This is a genomic window from Bradyrhizobium sp. SZCCHNRI1009 (assembly GCF_032487575.1).
In the GTDB taxonomy this organism is placed as follows: Bacteria; Pseudomonadota; Alphaproteobacteria; order Rhizobiales; family Xanthobacteraceae; genus Bradyrhizobium.
This window is the reverse complement of the sequence record NZ_JAUEUL010000002.1, coordinates 582,007-597,495: the sequence shown is the minus strand read 5'-3', so window position 1 is coordinate 597,495 and position 15,489 is coordinate 582,007. Positions and strand designations below refer to the sequence as shown.

At 67.5% G+C, this 15,489-nt stretch carries 18 protein-coding genes; 12 read left to right on the top strand and 6 right to left on the bottom strand.

Translation table 11 applies throughout. The annotated features are described in order from the left end of the window. Window positions 1-96: 96 nt before the first annotated feature. From QX010_RS06345 to QX010_RS06310, 8 genes are all read left to right on the top strand, one after another. The gene (locus QX010_RS06345) at window positions 97-879 is read left to right on the top strand and encodes an IclR family transcriptional regulator (protein ID WP_316178317.1); all 783 of its coding nucleotides are present in this window, start codon (window positions 97-99) and stop codon (window positions 877-879) included. Continuing rightward, entirely contained in the window at window positions 879-1,754 is an 876-nt protein-coding gene (locus tag QX010_RS06340; protein WP_316178315.1) for an ABC transporter permease, read from the top strand. The genes QX010_RS06345 and QX010_RS06340 overlap by 1 nt, the downstream gene beginning before the upstream one ends. Window positions 1,755-1,762: 8 nt before the next feature. Next, the gene (locus QX010_RS06335; RefSeq protein WP_316178313.1) at window positions 1,763-2,641 is read left to right on the top strand and encodes an ABC transporter permease; all 879 of its coding nucleotides are present in this window, start codon (window positions 1,763-1,765) and stop codon (window positions 2,639-2,641) included. Window positions 2,642-2,655: 14 nt separating this feature from the next. Next, window positions 2,656-3,720 (top strand): ABC transporter substrate-binding protein, encoded by a 1,065-nt coding sequence (locus QX010_RS06330; RefSeq protein WP_316178311.1) that lies wholly within the window; start codon window positions 2,656-2,658, stop codon window positions 3,718-3,720. Continuing rightward, window positions 3,717-4,805, top strand: a complete 1,089-nt coding sequence (locus QX010_RS06325) for an ABC transporter ATP-binding protein (protein WP_316178309.1) — start codon at window positions 3,717-3,719, stop codon at window positions 4,803-4,805. The genes QX010_RS06330 and QX010_RS06325 overlap by 4 nt, the downstream gene beginning before the upstream one ends. A 64-nt stretch (window positions 4,806-4,869) precedes the next feature. Further along, window positions 4,870-5,529 carry an AroM family protein gene (locus QX010_RS06320; protein ID WP_316178307.1) on the top strand — a complete coding sequence of 220 codons (660 nt, stop codon included), beginning with the start codon at window positions 4,870-4,872 and terminating at the stop codon, window positions 5,527-5,529. Then, window positions 5,526-6,626, top strand: coding sequence for a DUF917 domain-containing protein (locus QX010_RS06315; RefSeq protein WP_316178306.1), 1,101 nt, complete (start codon window positions 5,526-5,528; stop codon window positions 6,624-6,626). The genes QX010_RS06320 and QX010_RS06315 overlap by 4 nt, the downstream gene beginning before the upstream one ends. Before the next feature lie 3 nt (window positions 6,627-6,629). Beyond that, window positions 6,630-8,183 (top strand): hydantoinase/oxoprolinase family protein, encoded by a 1,554-nt coding sequence (locus QX010_RS06310; RefSeq protein ID WP_316178305.1) that lies wholly within the window; start codon window positions 6,630-6,632, stop codon window positions 8,181-8,183. A 10-nt stretch (window positions 8,184-8,193) separates the two neighbouring features. Here QX010_RS06310 and pncA read toward each other — a convergent pair whose 3' ends face one another. Then, window positions 8,194-8,829, bottom strand: a complete 636-nt coding sequence (gene pncA / locus QX010_RS06305; RefSeq protein WP_316178473.1) for a bifunctional nicotinamidase/pyrazinamidase — start codon at window positions 8,827-8,829, stop codon at window positions 8,194-8,196. Window positions 8,830-8,999: 170 nt separating this feature from the next. Here pncA and QX010_RS06300 point away from each other — a divergent pair, with 170 nt between their 5' ends. Together QX010_RS06300 and QX010_RS06295 are read left to right on the top strand one after the other, a co-directional pair. Further along, a complete protein-coding gene (locus QX010_RS06300; RefSeq protein ID WP_316178303.1) occupies window positions 9,000-9,293 on the top strand; it encodes a hypothetical protein in 294 nt (97 codons plus the stop codon). Window positions 9,294-9,352: 59 nt separating this feature from the next. Beyond that, the gene (locus QX010_RS06295) at window positions 9,353-9,553 is read left to right on the top strand and encodes a hypothetical protein (protein ID WP_315802268.1); all 201 of its coding nucleotides are present in this window, start codon (window positions 9,353-9,355) and stop codon (window positions 9,551-9,553) included. Window positions 9,554-9,555: 2 nt separating this feature from the next. Here the strand turns inward: QX010_RS06295 and QX010_RS06290 are convergent, their stop codons facing one another. Further along, window positions 9,556-9,762 carry a DUF3606 domain-containing protein gene (locus QX010_RS06290; protein WP_316178301.1) on the bottom strand — a complete coding sequence of 69 codons (207 nt, stop codon included), beginning with the start codon at window positions 9,760-9,762 and terminating at the stop codon, window positions 9,556-9,558. Between the two features lie 76 nt (window positions 9,763-9,838). Further along, window positions 9,839-11,389: an aldehyde dehydrogenase family protein gene (locus QX010_RS06285; protein WP_316178300.1), complete on the bottom strand. Its 1,551-nt coding sequence runs from the start codon at window positions 11,387-11,389 to the stop codon at window positions 9,839-9,841. An 824-nt stretch (window positions 11,390-12,213) separates the two neighbouring features. Between QX010_RS06285 and QX010_RS06280 the strand changes: the two genes are divergently transcribed. Both QX010_RS06280 and QX010_RS06275 read left to right on the top strand, forming a co-directional pair. Beyond that, a complete protein-coding gene (locus tag QX010_RS06280) occupies window positions 12,214-12,840 on the top strand; it encodes a LysE family translocator (protein WP_315802263.1) in 627 nt (208 codons plus the stop codon). 134 nt (window positions 12,841-12,974) lie between these two features. After that, complete coding sequence (locus QX010_RS06275; RefSeq protein ID WP_316178298.1) at window positions 12,975-13,745, top strand: serine O-acetyltransferase; 771 nt, start codon at window positions 12,975-12,977, stop codon at window positions 13,743-13,745. An 81-nt stretch (window positions 13,746-13,826) separates the two neighbouring features. Here the strand turns inward: QX010_RS06275 and QX010_RS06270 are convergent, their stop codons facing one another. From QX010_RS06270 to QX010_RS06260, 3 genes are all read right to left on the bottom strand, one after another. Beyond that, window positions 13,827-14,378 carry a hypothetical protein gene (locus QX010_RS06270; protein ID WP_316178296.1) on the bottom strand — a complete coding sequence of 184 codons (552 nt, stop codon included), beginning with the start codon at window positions 14,376-14,378 and terminating at the stop codon, window positions 13,827-13,829. 152 nt (window positions 14,379-14,530) lie between these two features. Beyond that, on the bottom strand, window positions 14,531-15,001 hold the full coding sequence (locus QX010_RS06265) for a DoxX family protein (RefSeq protein ID WP_315802261.1): 471 nt from the start codon (window positions 14,999-15,001) through the stop codon (window positions 14,531-14,533). Between the two features lie 185 nt (window positions 15,002-15,186). After that, window positions 15,187-15,441 (bottom strand): hypothetical protein, encoded by a 255-nt coding sequence (locus tag QX010_RS06260; RefSeq protein ID WP_316178294.1) that lies wholly within the window; start codon window positions 15,439-15,441, stop codon window positions 15,187-15,189. Between the last annotated feature and the right edge of the window lie 48 nt (window positions 15,442-15,489).

The following is a 15,489-nucleotide window of genomic DNA, read 5'->3' as shown; positions in this document are numbered from 1 at the left end:
GGCACCTGCTTGCCAGTAATTTCGCCTTGCGGCAGTCGCCCTGCCGCTTCTAGAATTCGGGACTACGTTCCAAAAAATGGAACAAACGGTATCATCATGAGCGCCCTGACCAACGCCATCGACATCCTGCGCTGCTTCTCGACCGCGCGGCCCGACCTCTCCTTTGCCGACGTCCAGGTCCTGACCGGCAAGCCGAAGAGCTCGACCTCACGCCTGCTCCGCTCGCTGCGCGATTGCGGCCTGCTCGAGCAGGATCCGCACAGCCGCCGCTACCGGCCGGGCCTGCTCACCTTCGAGCTCGGGCGGCTGCACCGGGCCCATGACGACCTGATCGCCACCGCCGAGCGCGAGCTGCGTGATGTCTGCGCGCGCACCGGACACACCGGCTACATCGCCGTGCTCGACGGCTATCAGCAGGTGGTGCTGCGCATCGTGCCCGGCTCCAACCCGCTGCGCGTCGTCAACCCGCCGGGCCAGCGCACGCCGGCCATCATCACCTCGAACGGCCGCGCCATGCTGGCGCGTCTGTCGGACCAGGAGATCCGGGCGCGCGTGCCGCTCGACTATCCGAAGGTCCCGGCCAACTCGCCGCAGAACTTCACCGAGCTGATGGCGCGGCTGAACGAGATCCGCCGGACCGGCATCTCGGACGCCGCCGACGAGGCCATCGAGGGCGTCGGCTCGCAGGGCTTTGCGCTGGCGAGCGGCGAGAGCGGTGAGCTGATCGGCATCGCCGTCTCCTACTCGGTCCAGGCCACCACCGAGATCGAGCGCGCCAACGTCCGCCGCGAGCTCGGCGGCATGGCCGCGAAGCTGCGGCGCATGACCGGCGATCCGCTTGGCCAGACCATCGAGCAATTGGCCGGACTGGCCTCCTGATGACGAGCAGCAGCGCGCCGCGCGTCAACAGCCTGGCGCTGTTGATCCTGCCGAGCGCGCTGCTTTTTGCGCTGTTCTTCTTCCTGCCGATCGGATTGATGGCGGTGATGAGCGTCCTGACCGGCAACCCCGTGGTCATGCCGAACGTCGCCCTCACCGCCAGGCACTATGCCCGCATGGGCGATGACGGCTACTATCTCGAGGTGATCTGGACCACGATCCGGATCGGCCTCTGGACGACCCTGGCCGCGCTCATGATCGGCTATCCGCTCGCGCATTGGATGGCGCGGATCAAGAGCCGCACCGGCCACGCGCTGCTGCTGATGGCCGTGCTGGCGCCGATGCTGACCGGCATCGTGGTGCGTACCTTCGCCTGGATGACGCTGCTGTCCGACAAGGGTGTCATCAACCAGATCCTGACCTCGCTCGGGCTGGTCACCAGGCCGTTGCAACTGATGTACAATGAGACCGGCATCATCATCGGCCTCGTCCACATCTATGTGCCGTTCATGGTGCTGACGCTGACCGGCGTGATCGGCCGCATCGACGAACGGCTGGAGCAGGCGGCGGAGAATCTCGGCGCCAGCCCGTGGCGCGCTTTTCTCGAAGTCACCCTGCCGCTCAGCCTGCCCGGCATCCTCGCCGGGTCGCTGCTCGTGTTCGCGCTCGCGATCAGCGCCTATGTGACCCCGATCCTGCTCGGCGGCTTCCAGGTCATGACCCTGCCGATCCTGATCTACCAGCAGATCTCCGCCAACTTCAACGTCGGCTTCGCGGCTGCGCTCGGCATGGTGCTGCTCGTCATTTCGCTCTCGCTCGTCATCGCGTATAATCACGTGCTCGGCCTCGTCTCGGGCCAGCGCGAGCTGCAATGAGGGCGCAGATGACGAGCCTTGCTCCAGGATCGCAGCCGCCGCTTGCTGCGCCGATCGATCTGGCGGCCGCACCCGCGCTTCGCGGCAGGAAGCGGCCGCTCCGGTGGGGTCGCAGGCTCTATCTCGCCGCCAACGGCGCCGTCCTCGTCTTCCTGCTGGCGCCAATCGCGATCGTGATCGTGTTCGCGCTGAATCCGACGCCCTTCATCCAGTTTCCACCGGTCGGCGTCTCCTTGCGCTGGTTCGAGAAATTCTTCGCCTCGCGCGACTTCATGCACGCGCTGCTCTTGAGCATCGAGGTCGCAGCGATGACCACGGTCGCGGCAACCGTGCTCGGCGCGTCGGCCGCGCTGGCGGTCGCGCGCGGCAACCTGCCGGGCTCTCGCCTGATCGTGGCGACCATGCTGTCGCCGCTGATGCTGCCTGCGATCCTGACCGGTCTTGCACTGTTCCAGTCCTATGTGCTGCTCGATGTCGGGCGCCCGTTGTGGGGCCTTGTCGCCGGCCATACGCTGGTGACGATTCCCTACGTCGTGCGCACCACCCTCGCCGTGTTGCATAATTTCGATGTCAGGCTGGAGGAAGCCGCGCAGAATCTCGGCGCCAGCCCCACCCGGACCTTCTTCGAGATCACGCTGCCGCTGGTGAAGCCCGGCGTACTGGCAGGCGCGATCTTTGCTTTCATCGTCTCGTTCGACCAATTCCCGGTGTCGCTGTTCCTGGTCGCGCCCGGCAGCGAGACCTTGCCGATCACGCTGTTCAACTACCTCAAATTCGATCTGGACGGCACCATCGGCGCCGCCTCGGTGATCTCGATCCTGCTCGCCTTCATCGTCGTCATCGCGCTCGACCGCACCGTTGGCCTGCGCTCCTACGTCAAACTCTAAGGGAGATTCCGGACATGACCGACTCATCGCGTCGCTTCCCCATGAGCCGCCGGCGCCTGCTGACTTCGGCTGCTGCGCTTGGTGCAGGCGTCGTCGCGGCGCCTTACGTCGCGCGCGCCGAGGAGCCCGTGCTGAACATCACCGGCTGGGGCGGCAAATGGGGCGACGTCATGAAGGCCGAGATCGGCCCCGCCTTCGAAAGCGAGTTCAAGTGCAAGCTCAGGACCGACACTGCGCTGCCGTTCCTGCCGAAGCTGCAGGCGAGCTCGCGCTCGGCGCCGATCTACGACGTGCTGCACACCAACTCCAACGAGCAGTGGGCAGCGGTCGAGATGGGCCTCGTCGAGCCGAAGGTCGACCCCAAGCTGGTGCCGAACATGGCCGACGTCTACCCCTACGCGGTCAGCGACAAGATCGTCGGCGTCTGCATCTTCACCAGCGCCATTGGCTTGGGCATGCGCACCGACAAGGGCTACGCCAACGTCACGTCCTGGAAGGAGCTGTGGGACGCGAAGTACAACGGCGTGCGCGGCGGCTATGTGATCCCTGTCAACAGCCTGGGACAGGCTTTCCTGATGATGTGCGGCACTCTCTACGGAAAGGGGCAGACCGATCTTGACGCGGCCTATGCGGCGCTCGAGAAGCTGAAGCCGATCAAGCTCGTCGACTTCACCGGCGCGATGGAGAAGCTGTTCCTGTCCGGCGAGGTCGGCCTCGGCGTGATCCACGACTCCGGCATCTACCGCTATGACGGACAAAACCAGCCGATCGACTTCGTCACCCCGAGCGAGGGCGTGCTGTCGCTGGAGCAGGTGCTGAGCATCACACCCGGCAGCAAGATGAAGGAGCTCGCCAACGCCTATGTGAACTACATGCTGCGCCCCGAGGTCCAAAAGCGCCTCGCCGAGACCGTCTGGTACTCGCCGGCCAACAAGAAGGTGAAGCTCGACGCCAAGTACGACGCCAAGCTGCTGACCACTCCGGAAAAGGTCAGCAAGCTGATCCAGGTCGACTGGAAGTGGTACAACGCGCAGAAGGACGTGATCGACAGCCGGGTCAACCGGATCTTCCGCGCATGAGCGCAAGCATCGAGATCGCCAGCGTCAGCAAGGTCTATGACGGCGGCGTACGCGCCGTCGACGCGGTCGCCATGGACATCCGTCCGGGCGAGTTCTTCTCGCTGCTCGGCCCGTCCGGCTGCGGCAAGACCACCACGCTGCGCATGATCGCGGGCTTCGACAGCCCCAGCACCGGCGAGATCCGCGTCGACGGCGCCGACATCACCCATGTCCCCGCGCACAGGCGCGACATGGCGATGGTGTTCCAGAACTATGCGCTGTTTCCGCACCGGACGGTGGCGGAGAACGTCGCCTTCGGCCTGCGCATGCGCAAGACCGACAAGGCCACGATCGCGTCCAAGGTCACGGCCGCGCTGGCGATGGTCGAGCTGTCCGGCATGGAGGACCGCAGGCCGGCACAATTGTCGGGCGGCCAGCAGCAGCGCGTCGCGCTCGCCCGCGCCATCGTCATCTCGCCGCGCGTGCTGCTCTGTGACGAGCCGCTCGGCGCGCTCGACAAGAAGCTGCGCCAGCAGATGCAGTTCGAGCTCAAGCAACTGCAGAAGACTCTCGGCCTCACCCTCGTCTTCGTCACCCACGACCAGGAGGAGGCGCTGGCGATGTCCGACCGCATCGCGGTGATGAACGCCGGCCGCGTCGAGCAGATCGGCACACCGGTCGAGATCTACGACCAGCCGCGAACCCGCTTCGTCGCCGACTTCATCGGCGACACCAATATCTTCCGCGGCCAGCGCGTGACGCTGGACCACGGGACCGGAATCGCGGTCGGCAATGGCCTGGTGCTGGCCCTGCCGGATGTGTCCGCAACGGCCGGTGGCGAGGTTCTGTCGGTCGCCTTGCGGCCGGAGAAGATCATGGTGTCGCCAGCCGGCCCGGTCGATGCCGAGAGCAAGGGCACGTCCGCACGCGGTACGGTCGAGAGCACGAACTTCCTTGGCGGTGCCGTCCTCTACCGCATCGTCCTGGACGGTGGCGAGCGGGTGCTGGCTCAGCAGCCGAATTCAGGAGCCGGTCCACTCCACGCACCCGGCCAAGCCGTCGCGCTCGGCTGGCGGCCGACCGATCTCGTCATTCTCGAGGATTGATATTGTGAACGTCATACTCCCGTCCCCTTCCCTCGATGTGGCGGATCGCCCTTCGCAACGGCGCATGGGCGTCGTCGTCATCGGCCAGAGCCCGCGCCCCGCGATCGAAGCCGAGATCGCAGCCGTGCTGTCTCCCGGCACGACCATCGAATTGCGCGGCGCGCTCGACGGCATGAGCCGCGGCGAGATCGATCGCATCCCGCCGGTCGACGGCGCCGATGCGCTGTTCACCTCGCTGCCGAACGGTGACAACGTGCGCATCAGCAAGAAGGCGGTCGAGGGCCGGGCCAATGCACAGCTCGCGAAATTTCGGCAGGACGGCATCGACGTCGCGATGCTGGCCTGCACGGGCAAGTTTCCCAACCTCGCGCCAGAAGGGCTCGTGATCCTGCCCTCGGCAGTGCTGCACAAGATGGTGGAAGCCGTGCTGCCGAGGGGCCGGCTCGGCGTGTTCTCGCCGCTGGCCGAGCAGACCGCGCTGATCGCCGGCAAATGGCAGCGTGATCACGTCGAGGTGGTGGGCGTCACGCTGCAACCGGGCTCCGATGACGCGGCCGTCGACGCCGCGGCGCGCGCGATGGCGGCCAAGCAGCCCGACCTCGTCGTGCTCGACTGCATGAGCTACACCAGCGCCAACAAGGCCCGCGTCCGCCGCCATTATTCCGGGCCCGTGATCCTGTCGATCGCCGCAGCCGCCCGCATTGTCGAGGAACTGTTGTCGTGAGCGGGGTGGAATTGAAGACGATCAGTCTCGACGACATCGAGGCGCTCGCGGTCGGCGCCTGGATCCTCGGCACCGGCGGCGGCGGCAGTCCCTATCTCGGCCTGCTCAACCTGCGTCGGCTCTATGCCGATGGACATCGCGTGCAGATGATGTCGCCGCTCGATCTTGCCGACGACGACTGGGTCGCCGTGGTCTCCAACATGGGCGCCCCCTTGGTCGGGCAGGAACGGCTCGCCGACAGCCGCAGCATCGCGCGTGCGGTGCGCATGCAGGAGGAGCTCAACGGCATCACATTTCGCGCCGTGATGTCGGTGGAGATCGGCGGCGGCAACGGCATGCAGGCGCTGATGGCGGCAGCACATCTGAACATCCCCGTGGTCGACGCCGACTGCATGGGCCGCGCCTTTCCCGAGGCGCAGATGACGTCGGTTGCGATCGGCGACCTCAAGCCGTATCCCTGCACGCTGTACGATCCGCGCGGCATCGAGGCCGTGGTGACCAAGGTGCCGAGCTGGAAGTGGATGGAGCGCGCCAGCCGCAAGATCTGCGTCGAGATGGGCTCGATCGCCTCGACCAGCAAAGCGCCGCGCACGGGGCGCGAGGTCAAGGACTGGGGCATCCATTTCACGACCACCAAGGCCATCACGATCGGCCGCGCGGTCGAGGCCGCGAACCGAAGCCACCAGGATCCGATTGCGGCGATCCTCGATTGCGAGGGCGGCCAGCGGCTGTTCAGCGGCAAGATCGTCGATGTCGAGCGCCGCACCACCGAGGGCTTCCTGCGCGGCTCTGCCGTCGTGGAGGGCAGCGACGACGATCGCGGCACGCGTCTGAAGCTGTCGTTCCAGAACGAGTGGATCGTCGCCTGGCGCGACGGCGAGGCCATCGCGATGTCGCCGGACCTGATCTGCGTGCTCGACAGCGTCAATGGCCACGGCATCGGCACCGAGACGGTGCGCTACGGCCAGCGCGTCACCGTAGTCGCGCTGCCCGCGCCCGCCGTGCTGACGAGCCCGCGCGGGCTCGAATTCGTCGGCCCTCGCGCCTTCGGTTACGACCTCGATTTCCGGTCGCTGTTTTCGCCCCCTGGAGCATAGTGAATGAAGCGGATTGGCATTGACGTCGGTGGCACCAACACCGACGCCGTCCTGATTGCCGACGACCAGGTCGTTCACTCCGTCAAGGCTGCGACCACCGCCGACGTGACCTCCGGCATCCTCGCGGCGCTGAAGGCGCTGCGAGAACATCCCGCGGCGGCCGTACCGGTCGATGCGGTCGTGATCGGCACCACGCATTTCATCAATGCGGTGGTGCAGCGGCGGCACCTGCAGAAGATCGGCGCGATCCGCATCGGAATGCCGGCCTCCGCCTCGCTGCCGCCGTTCTGCGACTGGCCGGGCGACCTCGCCGCGCTGGTCAGCGGCGAGACCTTCATGCTCGAAGGCGGCCACGATTATGATGGCCGCCCCTTCATGCCGCTCGACACCAACGGTCTCAAGGCCGCCGCGCGCGCGATCAAGGCCAAGGGCCTGCGCGCGGTCGCGGTCGCCTCGTCGTTCTCACCGCTCGATCCGAGCTGTGAGAACATCGCGCGCGAGATCCTGGCCGAGATCTGTCCTGATGTGGCCGTCACGCTCTCGCACGACCTCGGCCGCATCGGACTGCTCGAGCGCGAGAACGCCGCTTTGCTCAACGCCGCGCTGCACGACCTCGCGGTCACGACGGTCGCCGCCTTCCGCAAGGCGATCGCGGAGTCCGGCATCGATGCGCCGCTGTTCCTGACGCAGAACGACGGCACCGTGATGCAGGCGGAGATCGCGACCGCCTTCCCGGTCATGAGCTTCGCCTCCGGCGCCACCAACTCCATGCGGGGCGCCGCGTATCTGTCCGGCCTCGACGACGCCATGGTCGTCGACGTCGGCGGCACCACCAGCGACATCGGCCAGCTGCGCCACGGCTTTCCGCGCGAGGCCAACGCCGTCGTCGAGGTCGGCGGCGTCCGCACGCTGTTTCGCATGCCCGATCTGCTCTCGATCGGGCTCGGCGGCGGCAGCCACGTCACGCAGGATCCGGTCCGTGTCGGCCCGCTCAGCGTCGGATACCGGCTGACATCCGACGCGCTGGTGTTCGGCGGCGACCAGCTCACCGCGACCGACATCGCGGTCGCAGCGGGGCTGATCGACATCGGCGACAGATCGCGCGTCGCGCATCTGCCGAAAAGCCTGATCGACGCCGCGCTCGCCGACGCCCACCGCAAGCTCGAAGGCGACATCGACCGCATGAAGACCGAGGCGGGCGACGTGCCGCTGCTCGCGGTCGGCGGCGGCGCCTTCCTGGTGCCGGAGCGCCTCGCCGGCATCTCCACCATCGTCCGCGTCGACCATGGCGACTGCGCCAATGCGGTCGGCGCCGCCATCGCCCAGGTCTCCGGCGAGGCCGACCAGGTCTTCCGCGACATGACCCGCGACGAGGCCATCGCGGCGGCGCGGGCCATCGCCGAGGTGCGCGCCGTGCAGGCCGGCGCCGACCGCGACACGCTCAAGACGGTCGACGTCGAGGACATGCCGATCGCCTACCTCCCCGGCAACGCGCTCCGCGTCCGCGTCCGCGTCGCCGGCGCCATCGCCGAGCCGACCATCGGCGCGGCGGCGTAGTCCACGATCATCACGCCAGCTCGGCGATCCGCTCGACCCCGGCCTCCGCGCCCTGCGCCTTGGCCGCCGCCATCGAGCCGCCGAGGTCGATGCCCCGGCAGGCGTTGTCGACGATGATGGCCGCAAAGCCGAGCCGCCGCGCATCGACCGCCGAATAATGCACGCAGAAATCGGTGGCGAGACCGACCAGGAAAACCCGCTTCAGGCCGCGCTCGCGCAGGTATCCGGCGAGGCCCGTGGGCGTGGTCTTGTCGTTCTCGAAGAACGCCGAGTAGGAATCGATCGCGGCGCGAAAGCCCTTGCGGATGATGAGCTGCGCCTTGTCAGTCGCGAGCCCGGCATGGAAGGCGGCGCCCGGCGTGCCCTGGATGCAGTGGTCCGGCCAAAGGGTCTGCGGCCCGTAGGGCATCGTGACGCTTTCGAACGGCGCCTTGCCCGGGTGGCTCGAGGCGAACGAGCTGTGTCCCGCCGGGTGCCAGTCCTGGGTCAGGACGACGTGATCGAACATCCCGCTCAGCCGGTTGATCACCGGCACCACGGCATCGCCGTCGGCCACGGCGAGCGCACCGCCGGGACAAAAATCGTTCTGCACATCGATGATGAGCAGCAAATCCTCGTTGGCCCTGATCTGCATTCCTGCCTGCATCCGTTTCACGCGAGCTCCATCAAGGATGGCCCCAGGCCGCGGCGATCTCAAGCCGGGCCGCCGAATAATCCGCGGCCAGCCAGTCCCTCCATTTTGGAATCCCTGCTCTGCAGGCCGGGCCTGGAAACGCCCGCCGATTCATGGATTCTCCCGGCGGGAGAGAATGGCCGATGCCGACTGCCGTCACACACCGCTCCGCGAGCCAACGTTTCGAGCGCTGGGCGGTCGCCACCCTGCGCGAGGCCGGCGCGATCGTCGAATGCGAACGGCACGGCTGGATGCGCGAACGCGGCGACCCGGAAGCGCTGGCGCGGGCGCTTTGCGTCGCACGCGACGATCCACCACCCGGGCTGTGCAGTTCGGACGCGCTCGCAGCCATCGGTGAGGTCTTGGCTGCGACCGGCGACACCTGTCCTGATTGTTCACGGCACGGAGAGCCGGAAGATCCGCCGCGATTCAAATAGGTGATTCCGCGGCTACCCCAAGATGCCCTAGCCTGAGGCCTCCACCGGGAGACGCCATCATGCCGAAGCATCCGGTCCCATGGCTGCTGCGCAAGCCGTGCCCGACCTGCGGTCGCGCGCTCGCGGTGCGCGAGGGCAAGGGCGAACGTCGCCAGCTTGTTTGTCCAACCTGCGACGGGCCCGATCCGCTGCACTCGCCCAAGGCGCTCGGCTGGGCGCGGGGATCGCTTCGGCCGCCGCAGCGGCCGAAGCAGCATTGACGTCACTTGCGCGTCAGCTTGCGCTCGACCTTGTTGCGGCTATTGCCGACCTTCTTGACCGCCTTCTTCACTGCGGACGCCGAGCGGCCGCTCTTCTTGGCTTCGTAGCGGACTTCGTAGTCCTGTCCACCCGCGACGCGGGCGCGATCCTGCTTGCGGCCGCGCGCGGACTTCGCGGCGGATGTCGTCTTCTTCGCTTTCACTGCCATGGTGCATCTCCTTGTCAGCGCGCAACGCACGACGCAGCGAAGCGGTTCCGCCGATGAGGAAGACCCATCGCGTCGATCAGCCGAGGTCGAACCTGACGCCCTGCGCCAGCGGCAGGCTGCGGCCGTAGTTCACGGTGTTGGTGGCCCGGCGCATATAGGCCTTCCATGAATCCGAGCCGGACTCGCGGCCGCCGCCGGTCTCCTTCTCGCCGCCGAACGCGCCGCCGATCTCGGCGCCCGAGGGGCCGATATTGACGTTGGCGATGCCGCAATCGGAGCCGCGCGACGACACGAACAGTTCGGCCTCGCGCAGATCATTGGTGAAGATCGAGGACGAGAGGCCCTGCGGCACCGCATTGTGCAGCTCGATCGCGGCATCGAGATCGCGATACGGCATCACGTAGAGGATCGGCGCAAACGTCTCGCGCTCGACCGGGCCGCATTGTACGTCGATCTCGACCAGCGCCGGCCGCACGTAATAGGCCTCCGCGCAGCCACCGACCGCGACGCGCTCGCCGCCGAACACGCGGCCGCCGTGATCCCGCGCGGCGCTCAGCGCATCCTGCATGGCGTCATAGGCGCCGCGGTCGATCAGCGGTCCGATCAGGGTGCCCTGCTCCAGCGGATTGCCGATCGCCACCGAGGCATAGGCCTGCTTCAGCCGCGGCACGAGCTGGGCGTAGACGTCGGCATGCACGAACAGGCGGCGCAGGCTGGTGCAGCGCTGGCCCGCGGTGCCCATCGCCGCGAACGCCACCGCGCGCAAGGTGAGATCGAGGTCGGCGGTGGGCGTGACGATCGCGGCATTGTTGCCGCCGAGCTCGAGGATGGCGCGGGCAAAGCGGCCGGCAAGGCAGGCGCCGACGACGCGCCCCATGGCCGTCGATCCGGTCGCCGACACCAGCGGCACCCTGGCATCGTCGACCAGCATCTCGCCCACCGCGCGGCCGCCGAGCAGCAGGCCTGCGAGCCCCTCCGGGGCCTCGCCGCCCTCGCGGCGATAACGCTGCAGCGCGCGCGCCAGCAGCGCGTCGGTCGCGAGCGCGGTCAGCGGCGTCTTCTCCGACGGCTTCCAGACGACGCTGTTGCCGCACACCAGCGCAACCGCCGCATTCCAGGCCCACACCGCCACCGGAAAGTTGAACGCCGAGATCACGCCGGTGACCCCCAGGGGATGCCAGGTCTCCATCATCCGGTGCTCGGCGCGCTCGGTGGCGATGGTCAGGCCATAGAGCTGGCGCGACAGGCCGACGGCGAAGTCGCAGATGTCGATCATCTCCTGGACCTCGCCGAGCCCCTCGGAGACGATCTTGCCGGCCTCGATCGAGACCAGGCGGCCGAGCGCGGCCTTGTGGGCGCGCAGCTCCTCGCCGAACAGCCGCACCAGTTCGCCGCGCTTCGGCGCCGGCCTGAGTCGCCACTGCAGGAACGCGGCATGCGCGCGCGCAATCACCGCGGTCGCATCCGCCCTGCTGTCGTCATGCACATGGGCCAGCACCTCGCCGGTCACGGGCGAACGGGCGGCGCGCGTCCCGCCGCGCAGCCGCTCCGGCGCAACGCCGAGCGAGGTCAGGATCTCGGCCGTTTCCGCAACGAGTGTCAGGGGCGATGCTTGGCTGGGCGACATATGCAACTCCGGATTGTCCCTTGCGCCGGTGCACGCGAGACGTCATGAATGGTCCATCGTAAACGCCCCCGTGTAGATCAAATCCGGCTGCGGCGCGAGCACCCGCGCGCTGGGCAAACCGCCACTGGAGCCGATCGCCTATCCGCTCCCGCGAGTCGTTATCTCTCACGCTCGTTGCCCGCGTCGCGCCCTCCGGATGGGCCATGAGTCGCGCATCGGTGCGATCCCGCGACGCGGCGCGCCCGGGCTGATGGGATCGACGAACCCTCGCGAAACACGAGGGCGCAGGGAATGCCGGGAGCTGGCCGCCCCCATGGCCCGCCTGCGAAAAAAATGCAGGCGGCAGGAACCACAGGTTCAGCCGAGACATCCCGGCATTCCCCGCGCGATGGTCTTCACGCTTATATCGTGATCTCCCCGGTGTACGGCTCTTTAGCCACCGTCGCCCTCGGGATCATCGCCCGAAAGCTTGGCGCCAGCGTCGCGGCGCCAGGACCACACGACTTCACGTCCGCAAGCTGCCGTTCGTCCGCGTGCAAGCACGCTGCGGCAGGCAAGCGGCCATCGCCTCCCCGCCTCACGTGCCGTGACGATCGCGATACGCCCCTCGTGGCGAAGCAGGATGGACGCAGTAGAGCACATTTTCTGGAAAAGCGAAAGCACTTTTTTTTGAGCGCCGCAGCGACCGAAGGTCGTGCATGACACGTCTTGCGTTCGTGATCGTCGAGGAGACCTGTTGAAGCGGGTCTCGCAACAAAGATCATTGCGGCCCTTTCCGCCTCGATATACCAACGTCGCATGTGTCCTCGCGAGAGACGATCAGCATGACGATCGAGACCTGGCTCGCATTTGCGGGAACGTCCATCATCCTCCTGGTGATCCCGGGACCGACGGTTCTGCTGGTGGTCTCCTATGCGCTGGGCCAGGGATGGCGAACCGCGCTGCCGACGGCTATCGGCGTCGCGCTGGGCGACTTCACCGCCATGACCTTGTCCATGCTGGGCGTCGGCGCGCTGCTGGCGACCTCGGCGCTGCTGTTCACCGTGCTGAAATGGATCGGCGCGGCCTATCTCGTCTGGCTCGGGATCAAGCTGTGGCAGGCCGGCGGCGCGCTGAACGCCGTGCCGCGGACCGACAGGACCTCGGCGCTGAAGATGCTCGGTCACGCCTGGATCGTCACGGCGCTGAACCCCAAGAGCATCACCTTCTTCGTCGCGTTCCTGCCGCAGTTCCTCAGTCCGAACGGCAGCTTCCTCACGCAGATGGTCGTGTTCGAATCGACCTTTGTCGTGCTCGCCTTCGCCAACGCCGTCGGCTATGCGCTGATCGCCTCGCGCGCCCGCGCGCTCGTACGGAGCGAGAAGGTGATCAGCATCTTCAACAAGGCGGGCGGCACCCTTCTGATCGGTGCGGGCGTCGCCGCGGCGGCGGCGCGGACGGCGCAGAACTGAACGGGCCGCGACCTTCGGCAGGGAATGTCGCCGACCACATCGGCTGACAACGCCCGCGAGGCGTCGTCCAGGTTTCAGCAACGCGCAGGTCAGGCTATATTGCCGCCGTCACCTGTCATCGAGCAGGCTTTGCCGTGGCCGACACACACCCATCCAGTCCCGAGCTCTGGCCGTCGATCCAGCACGAGGCCCAACGCATCGCTGCGGCCGATCCCGTATTCAGCCGCGCTCTGTCGGCTGCAATCCTCGACCATTCTGATCTCGGCAGTGCCGTCGCGCAGCAGATTGGCGTCCGCATCGGTAGCGGCGATGCCGCGCGCGCCCGGTTTGCCGCGGTCGCGCGCGAGGCGTATGCCGCCGCGCCTGAGCTCGTCGAGGCGGCGGGTCACGACCTCGGTGCGATCGCGACGCAGGACCCAGCGACGACGGCGCTGCTGCCGCCGCTGCTGAACTACAAAGGCTACGTCGCACTGCAGGCGCATCGCGTCGCGCACTGGCTCTGGAGCAACGGGCAGCCCGACCTGGCGCTACTGCTGCAGGCGGACACGTCAACATCCCTGCAGGTGAGCATCCATCCCTCGGCGCGGCTCGGCACCGCGGTGTTTCTCGATCATGCTACCGGCATCGTCATCGGCGCCCACAGCAGCATCGGCGACGACGTCACCATCCTGCAGAACGTTACGATCGGACGACACGACACACTGCCCGGCCGCGCCCCGCGGATCGGCCGCGGCGTGCTGCTCTCCTCGGGCGCGACCGTGCTGGGCGACGTCGCGATCGGTGATTTTGCCAAGATCGGCGCCGGAGCACTCGTTACGTCCGATGTGCCGGCTGGCTGCACGGCCGTGGGCACGCCGGCCCGGCTGACGAACTGCCCGGAGCAGCCGATCGCCGTCGGCGCGTGAGGGCGGACGCGACAACCGCCCCCCCTGCCACTTCGTCGGATGTCCCGCGCGGCGCGCCGGATTGCCACCTCGACGTGGGGACTAGGCAGCGGGCTGAACCGCTGCGACGACGCGCGCCGTCAACTCCGGCACGGGACGCGCGCCATCGAGGCGCAGCACCGGACAGGGCAGCGTCGCCAGCCAGGCCTCGTGTTTTTCGCGTGTGCGGCTGACCCCGCCCACGTCATAGCCGGCTGCCCAGGCGATGAACGCCTCGGCGTCCTGGTGGCGCGGGCCGCCCGGAGCCACCGCCTCGGCACCATAGCGCAGCGCCTCGCGCGCGCGCAGCCGCTGCAGCCGGAGATCCTGCGCGGTGGAGACGAACACCACGAGGTCGAAATGCGCGATCAGCGGATCGCCCCAGCCCTGCAGCGATCCGCTCAGGACCCACCGCGCGAGCGGCACGAACATCTCGTCCATCAGGCGCAACCGCTCCGCCGCCGCACGCATCTCGACGTAAGGCGGCTCGGTCGGTTGCCAGAAGTAGTCGTCCGTATCGTGATGCGGGATGGCGAGCGCAGAGGCCACGGCGCGGCCGAGCGTCGTGGTGCCGGAGGCGGAAGCGCCGGTGATGTGAATGCGGCGGGAATTCATGGCGAGCGACGTAGCGACAGGAGCGCGAGACTTGAGAGCGTAGCACGACGGGATGACGGCTGCATGCCGGCCTGCGCGGTACCGGATGCGCGAAAGCCGCCCGCAGGCGGCTTCCGTTCAGCAATCGGATGTGTCTGTCGCGAGTCCGGAGGTCAGGCCGCAGCGCTCGCCGGCAGGGCCCGGGCGCTCGGCTTCGCCTGCGCGAGATGCGTCTTCCACGCCTCGATGGCGACGACGAGCGAGGTGATCGCCCAGAACACGGGATACTCATAGCCGCCGGTGTTCCAGGTCCAGCCGAAGCCCTTCACGACCTGCAGCGCGTAGACCGCAAACAGCAGCAGCGCGGTGGCGCCGAGCGCGGCAAAGCGCGTGCAGATGCCGAGGACCAGGGCAATGCCGGCGGCCGACTCGGAGGCGGCCGCGATCACGACCCACACCTCGGGGGGATGAAAGCCGGCCTTGGCGAAGAAGCCGGCGGTCGCCGCCGACACCGCGCCGCCTGCGAATTTTCCGGCAACGTGAGGAAACAGAAACAAGCCGCAGATGATGCGAAGAATGTTCAGGCCGTTCGAGAGATCAAAATTTTCCGCCTTGATACGAAAATCGTCCTTGGTGAGCCACATGGCGTCAACTCCTTTCCGCTTGCCGTCATAGTCCGGGAAAGACGGGCTGCCGCCGTTGCGGCAAATCAAAAACGCGCCTGGAAAAACGCAGAACAGCGTTGCGTCCAACGTGTTCGCTCGGGGATCGGCGGCCCATGCGCGACGATGGCACGCGGATGGACTCACGACTCCTGGGGCGGCCGGTTCTACAGCAGTGTGTCAAGCTTGCCGGCCGTGACGGAGATCAGTTCGCGGATTTTGTCGCACTCGGGCGCGAGCGATGCGAGGGCCGGATCCGATCTGATGCACCGCTCCAGATTATCGACCGCGCTTCGCCAGGCCTCCAATTCGCGCCGCAGCCGCCCGATCTCGCTGGTGACCACGGCATCGCGCAGCCGTTCCGATTGCGCGCCGATGATAGGCAACGGGGCCCGGTCGGGAAATGCGAGGATATCAGCCACGGATCACCCCGATGAGAGAGGGGAATTCGGCGAAGACGACAGGCGCAC

What these genes read in the sequence shown, in the direction of transcription:
- QX010_RS06280 (WP_315802263.1), top strand. Translation starts at nt 12,214, where the DNA reads ATGACGATCGAGACCTGGCTCGCATTTGCGGGAACGTCCATCATCCTC.
- QX010_RS06285 (WP_316178300.1), bottom strand. Translation starts at nt 11,389, where the DNA reads ATGTCGCCCAGCCAAGCATCGCCCCTGACACTCGTTGCGGAAACGGCC.
- QX010_RS06345 (WP_316178317.1), top strand. Translation starts at nt 97, where the DNA reads ATGAGCGCCCTGACCAACGCCATCGACATCCTGCGCTGCTTCTCGACC.
- QX010_RS06270 (WP_316178296.1), bottom strand. Translation starts at nt 14,378, where the DNA reads ATGAATTCCCGCCGCATTCACATCACCGGCGCTTCCGCCTCCGGCACC.
- QX010_RS06325 (WP_316178309.1), top strand. Translation starts at nt 3,717, where the DNA reads ATGAGCGCAAGCATCGAGATCGCCAGCGTCAGCAAGGTCTATGACGGC.
- QX010_RS06335 (WP_316178313.1), top strand. Translation starts at nt 1,763, where the DNA reads ATGACGAGCCTTGCTCCAGGATCGCAGCCGCCGCTTGCTGCGCCGATC.
- QX010_RS06320 (WP_316178307.1), top strand. Translation starts at nt 4,870, where the DNA reads ATGGGCGTCGTCGTCATCGGCCAGAGCCCGCGCCCCGCGATCGAAGCC.
- QX010_RS06310 (WP_316178305.1), top strand. Translation starts at nt 6,630, where the DNA reads ATGAAGCGGATTGGCATTGACGTCGGTGGCACCAACACCGACGCCGTC.
- QX010_RS06295 (WP_315802268.1), top strand. Translation starts at nt 9,353, where the DNA reads ATGCCGAAGCATCCGGTCCCATGGCTGCTGCGCAAGCCGTGCCCGACC.
- QX010_RS06265 (WP_315802261.1), bottom strand. Translation starts at nt 15,001, where the DNA reads ATGTGGCTCACCAAGGACGATTTTCGTATCAAGGCGGAAAATTTTGAT.
- QX010_RS06300 (WP_316178303.1), top strand. Translation starts at nt 9,000, where the DNA reads ATGCCGACTGCCGTCACACACCGCTCCGCGAGCCAACGTTTCGAGCGC.
- QX010_RS06330 (WP_316178311.1), top strand. Translation starts at nt 2,656, where the DNA reads ATGACCGACTCATCGCGTCGCTTCCCCATGAGCCGCCGGCGCCTGCTG.
- pncA (WP_316178473.1), bottom strand. Translation starts at nt 8,829, where the DNA reads ATGCAGGCAGGAATGCAGATCAGGGCCAACGAGGATTTGCTGCTCATC.
- QX010_RS06290 (WP_316178301.1), bottom strand. Translation starts at nt 9,762, where the DNA reads ATGGCAGTGAAAGCGAAGAAGACGACATCCGCCGCGAAGTCCGCGCGC.
- QX010_RS06340 (WP_316178315.1), top strand. Translation starts at nt 879, where the DNA reads ATGACGAGCAGCAGCGCGCCGCGCGTCAACAGCCTGGCGCTGTTGATC.